Genomic DNA, 5038 nt, shown 5'->3' with positions numbered 1-5038 from the left:
GTGTCGGCATCGATGGTATCGGACTCACTGAGGATGGCGGCGCGCTCAATCACGTTGCGCAGCTCGCGCACGTTGCCGCCCCAGCGGTGGGCGCGCAGTTTTTCCAGCGCGGGCTTCGAGAGTTTCTTGCTACCGGCAAGGAAATGCGCGGCGAGCAGATCAAGGTCGCCCTCGCGCTCGCGCAGCGCCGGCAGGCGAAGCGTCAACACGGCGAGCCGGTAGTAAAGGTCCTCGCGGAACTTCCCCTCGCGCACGAGCGCGGGCAGGTCGCGGTGGGTGGCGGCGATCACCCGCACGTCGATCCGTCGCGGTTTGTCGGCCCCCACGGCGCGGATCTCGCCGCTCTCCAGGACGCGCAGGAGCTTGACCTGCAGCGCGGGCGACAGCTCGCCCACCTCGTCGAGGAAGATGGTCCCACCATCGGCCTCGGCAAAGAGCCCCTTGCGCGCGCTGGCGGCGCCGGTAAACGCGCCCTTCTCGTGACCGAAGAGCTCGCTCTCGGCGAGACTCTCGGTGACCGCGCCGCAGTTGACGGCAACGAAGGCGCGCCCGGCCCGCGCGCTCTGGTCGTGGAGCGCGGCGGCAAGGACTTCCTTGCCGGTGCCGGTCTCGCCGTGGATGAGAACCGAGGTCTCGGTCGGCGCGATGCGCGCGATCTTGGCAAAGAGCTCGCGCATGAGCGGCGCCTCGCCCAGCATGCCGCCGCACTCGCCCTCGCTCGCCGGCGCGAGCGGCTGGCTTTCGACTTCGGCGCGGAACCTGAGCTTTGTCTGCCCCAGTGTGAGTTCGTCGCCGGGACGAAGGGCCGCCTCGCTCACGCGGGTGCCGTTCACCAGGATTCCGTTGGTCGAACCCAGGTCGTGGATGCGCCAGGCATCGGCCGTTGGCGCGATGGCGGCATGGGCGCGGGAGATGAATTCCTCGGGGATGCTGACATCGGCCTCGGGCGCCGAACCGATAATCTGGCGGCGCGCCCGCAGTTCGAAGCGACCGGCCTCCCCTTCGAGCCACACGCGCTCGGCGCGCACCTGCCCGCCGGTGATTTCGAGGATCCGCGTGGGCACGGCGCTCTGGCGGGCGGTTACCTGCACCCCGCCCTGCACCGAACGCACGCGGTAGAAGATTTTGTACGAGGCGATCTCGATAATGTCCTCATCGTGCAGGACGCGGGCGCCCTCGATTTCCTCGCCGTTGATGCGGGTCCCGTTGCTGGAGGTATCAATGAGCACGTGACCGCCCGAGTCGCCCGGGCGGATCTCCACGTGGGCGCGCGAGACCAGCGGATGGGGCAACACGAGGCCGGCCTCCGGGCCGCGGCCCAGAATCAGAGCCTCGCTGCCGGGCAGGCTCACCTCCACGCAGGGGGTGCCGCTTTGGTAGACATCCAGACGCGCCATCGCGAGGGCTCCATTCGGGCTTTCAGAGTGGGAAAACTGTATCCGAAAAAATGGCGTAAAACAGGAGCTGGGAGGCCTGCTGAGTCAGAACGAGACAGTTTGTCGCATGCCCCGCTACAGGCTTGACCCCCCGGAGGGCCACACCTAGTCTGAGGCCGTCCCTGGCGCCCACCGGCGCCGCAAGAAGGCCCGCGAGGGCCCCAGGCAGGCGCAGACAGCGGCGATGTCCTCAACACAGGAAAGCATGACCAACTCCGGCGCACCCACGGCAGCCAGGAAAGAAGAAGCCCCCTGGATCTGGCGCTTTTTTGCCAACGTGAAGCTCGGCGTGTTCTGGCTGATCGTGCTGGCGCTTCTCTCCATCCTGGGAACCATTATTCCCCAGACAACCGGCGCGGTGGACTCCCTACAGGGCTACCTGGCCCGCATCGGTCCCGAGCGCGCCGAGCTCTTCGACAAGCTGGGACTCCTCAACGTCTATCACGCCTGGTGGTTCAACCTGGTGCTGGCGCTCATGTGTACCAGCATCGTGGTGGCGAGCATCGATCGTTGGCCGCGCATTCACAAGGAATTCTCTTTTGACGAGCCCGTGCCCCCGGCCTCGCGCTTTCGCGGCGGCCCGTTCACGCGCAACTGGGACCTGCCCGGCGCAAAGGCAAAGCTCGCCGAGCTGCAGGGGCTCTTCTCCAGTTTCTTCGGCAGCCCGAAGGTCTCCCACGTGGGAGAGGACGAAGTCGTCCTCTACAGCAACCGCGGGCGCTGGACGCGCATGGGCGTCTACTTCGTCCACGCGGGAATTCTAATTACCGCCGGCGGCGCAGTGCTGGGCAACTTCCTGGGCTTTACCGCCGGGCAGATGTTCCTGCGCGAGGGACAGGCCCGCGATACCGTCACGCGCATTGCCGAGATCACCCCGCGGGGCGAGCTCAACACCTTCATGGACCCCATGCCCTTTGCCGTGCGCTGCGACGACTTCGAAGTGCAGTTCTACGACGATCCGCGCACCGGCGAGAAGACCAAGCGCCCCAAGCTCTTCCGCAGTACGCTGACGATTCTCGAAGGAGGGCGCGAGAAGCTGACCGAGCACATCGAGGTCAACAGCCCGCTGCGCTACGGGGGCTACACCTTCTACCAGGCGAGCTACGACGAAGGCGATCCCGTCTTCCACATGGAAGCACTCGACACCCAGACCGGCGAGGTGATTCCCATCGTCGCGCGCAAGGACGAGCCCATCAAGCTCATCGGCGCCGAGAATTCCTACGCGGTGAAGTTCTTCGAAGAGGACGTGAAGGTCGAAGACAAGGTCACCCTGCCCTTGGGACCGACGGTGAGCCTTCAGCAGGTCGACCCCCATGGCGAGAAACTCGGCAGCATCATGCTGCTCCAGCACTATCCGGGTTTCGACAACGAACGCGGGGCCCGCTACGCCTTTCGCCTCGACGGAATCGACGTCACCCGGGAGAGCGTCGAACACCCGGTCATCCACATGACGGCCCTCGACAATGAGACCCAGGCCGCCAAAGAGCTGACCGTGGAGCTGGGCGATTCAATCGAGCTCGACGGCGACCCCATCCGCTATGTGCCCGTGGGCTACGACATGATCACCCTGATCGACCGCGACGGGGACCTCGGGCCGGCGGTGAGCGTTGCCAGCCTCGACGACGAGGGCAAAGAAATCGACCGTTTCGGCGTGCTCCAGCACTATCCGGAAAAAGACCTCGGACGCGGCGCGCGCCACGTGCTGCGGCTCAAGAAGATCGAACGGGTGTTCTTTACCGGCCTGCAGGTGGCCAAGGACCCCGGCGTGTGGATTGTGTGGTTTGGCAGTTCGCTCATGATTCTGGGCATGCTGCTGGCATTTAGCCTCTCCCACAAGAATGCTTGGATGCGTATCACGCCGGAGGGCGTGTCGTTTACAGCCATCGTGCACAAGAAGCGTCTGGCCTTTGAGCAGACGACGAGCCGGTTCTTCGAAGAGCTCGAAGAGAAATTTCCTGCGGCGACCAAGAAAAGCACCAAGAATCCAACCCCGGCGCCGCAAGAGTGAGGACGAACATGGCAGAGACCGCAACCGCTGGAACCACTTCTGATTTTGACAACCGCGTGCCCTGGAAGGCGCTCGACATCGCAGCCGCCATCATCGGCGCGGGGCTGATCGCCTACGGGCTGACCCTCTCGAGCGAGGGCGTCGATTCGGCACGCTTCGAGTTCGCCGACGCGCTGCTCAGCGGCGCTGCTTTCATCTACATGTTCGGTTTCGTCTTTTACATGACGCACCTGATTCGCAGCACGGAACTTCCCGCCCACCTTGGCAGTTTCCTGACCTGGATCGGCGCGGCCATGCATACCTCGGGCATGCTGGTGCGCTGGACGATCTCCGGCTGGGCGCAGCCGCCGTGGACGAACCTCTATGAATCCCTGCTCTTCTTCGCGTGGGGCATCGTCGTCGTGTATCTGGTCTTCGAGTGGCGCAGCCAGAACAAGTCGGCGGGCGCCTTCGTGCTGCCGGCGGCCGTCATCATGATGGGCCTGGCCGCGTTCTCCATGCCGGCGAGCAAGGAAATCCCCCAGCTCATGCCCGCGCTGCAGAGCCGCTGGATCCAGTTCCACGTCGCCTGCGCGAGCATCGCCTATGCGTCCTTCATGACGGCTTTTGGCTTTGCCATCCTGTATCTCATCAAGGACAAGCTGCCCGCCGCGTTCATGACGATGGTCTATTCGATTTTCGCCGCGATCACATTCCTGTCCTACGGCGGCGGGGATGTGCTCTTCCACGCCGAGTTCCCGCTCAAGAAGCCGACCATCATCGGCACCGGCGAGCTCGTCGATGCGCCGCTTCCGGTTCCCTATGCCGGGCAGCTCTTCCTCGTAGCGCTGGTTCTCTACGCGGTGGCCGCGGGGCTTTATTTTGCGGCCAAAAAGAACAAGGACCTCCTGCGCTTTCAGCGTCCGGCGCTCATTGGCGCTTTCCTGGCGCACACCGTGGGCATGGTGCAGGCAATCTATTTTGCGAAAACCACGCACCCGATTCCCATGCGCCCGGAAATTTCGCTCTTCAAGTGGAACGTCAATTCCTACCTGGTGGGCCTCGTGGTGCTGGTCTGGCTGGGCACGCTGTTCGTGATGCTCATCGACTGGCGCGGGGAGAAAATTGCCGAGAAGCTGCCCGCCGCGCGCATCGTTGACGACTGGAGCTACAAGGCCGTGCTCATCGGCCTGCCGTTCATGACCCTCAACCTGGTGACCGGCGCAATCTGGGCCAACAATGCCTGGGGCACCTACTGGCAGTGGGACCCCAAAGAAACCTGGGCGCTCATTACCTGGCTCACCTACGCCGCCTACATCCACATGCGCATGGCGCGCGGGTGGAGCGGTCGTAAGGCCAGCTCGCTGGCGATTGCGGGATTTGGTGTTGTGATCTTCACCTACCTGGGGGTAAACCTCTTCCTATCCGGGCTCCACTCCTACGGCAGCCCCGGCTGAGGTAACCCATGCGAAAAGCCCCCGGGGCGAAGGGCTCGCGCCGCTGGCAGGACGCGGAGTTCATCCTTGCCGCCAGCGCGCCCGCCCACTGGCCAAAGCACAAGGCCGCCGAAGTCGCCTTCGCAGGCCGCTCCAATGTCGGCAAGAGCTCGCTGCTC

General features: G+C 64.5%; 3 protein-coding genes. 2 read left to right on the top strand and 1 reads right to left on the bottom strand.

Annotation, left to right across the window (positions count from 1 at the left end):
• The coding region (locus KDH09_00435) for a sigma 54-interacting transcriptional regulator (protein MCB0218132.1) at positions 1 to 1397 on the bottom strand (1397 nt) is incomplete at its 3' end.
• Between the two features lie 244 nt (positions 1398 to 1641).
• On the opposite strand from KDH09_00435, the gene KDH09_00430 reads away from it, so the two are divergent.
• Complete coding sequence (locus tag KDH09_00430) at positions 1642 to 3444, top strand: cytochrome c biogenesis protein ResB (protein MCB0218131.1); 1803 nt, start codon at positions 1642 to 1644, stop codon at positions 3442 to 3444.
• 8 nt (positions 3445 to 3452) lie between these two features.
• Positions 3453 to 4880 carry a c-type cytochrome biogenesis protein CcsB gene (ccsB, locus tag KDH09_00425; protein MCB0218130.1) on the top strand — a complete coding sequence of 476 codons (1428 nt, stop codon included), beginning with the start codon at positions 3453 to 3455 and terminating at the stop codon, positions 4878 to 4880.
• Positions 4881 to 5038 lie beyond the last annotated feature (158 nt).

This window comes from Chrysiogenia bacterium (assembly GCA_020434085.1).
GTDB lineage: Bacteria > JAGRBM01 > JAGRBM01 > JAGRBM01 > JAGRBM01 > JAGRBM01.
The sequence above is the reverse complement of the archived record's forward strand: the minus strand, read 5'-3'. Positions and strand labels throughout refer to the sequence as shown.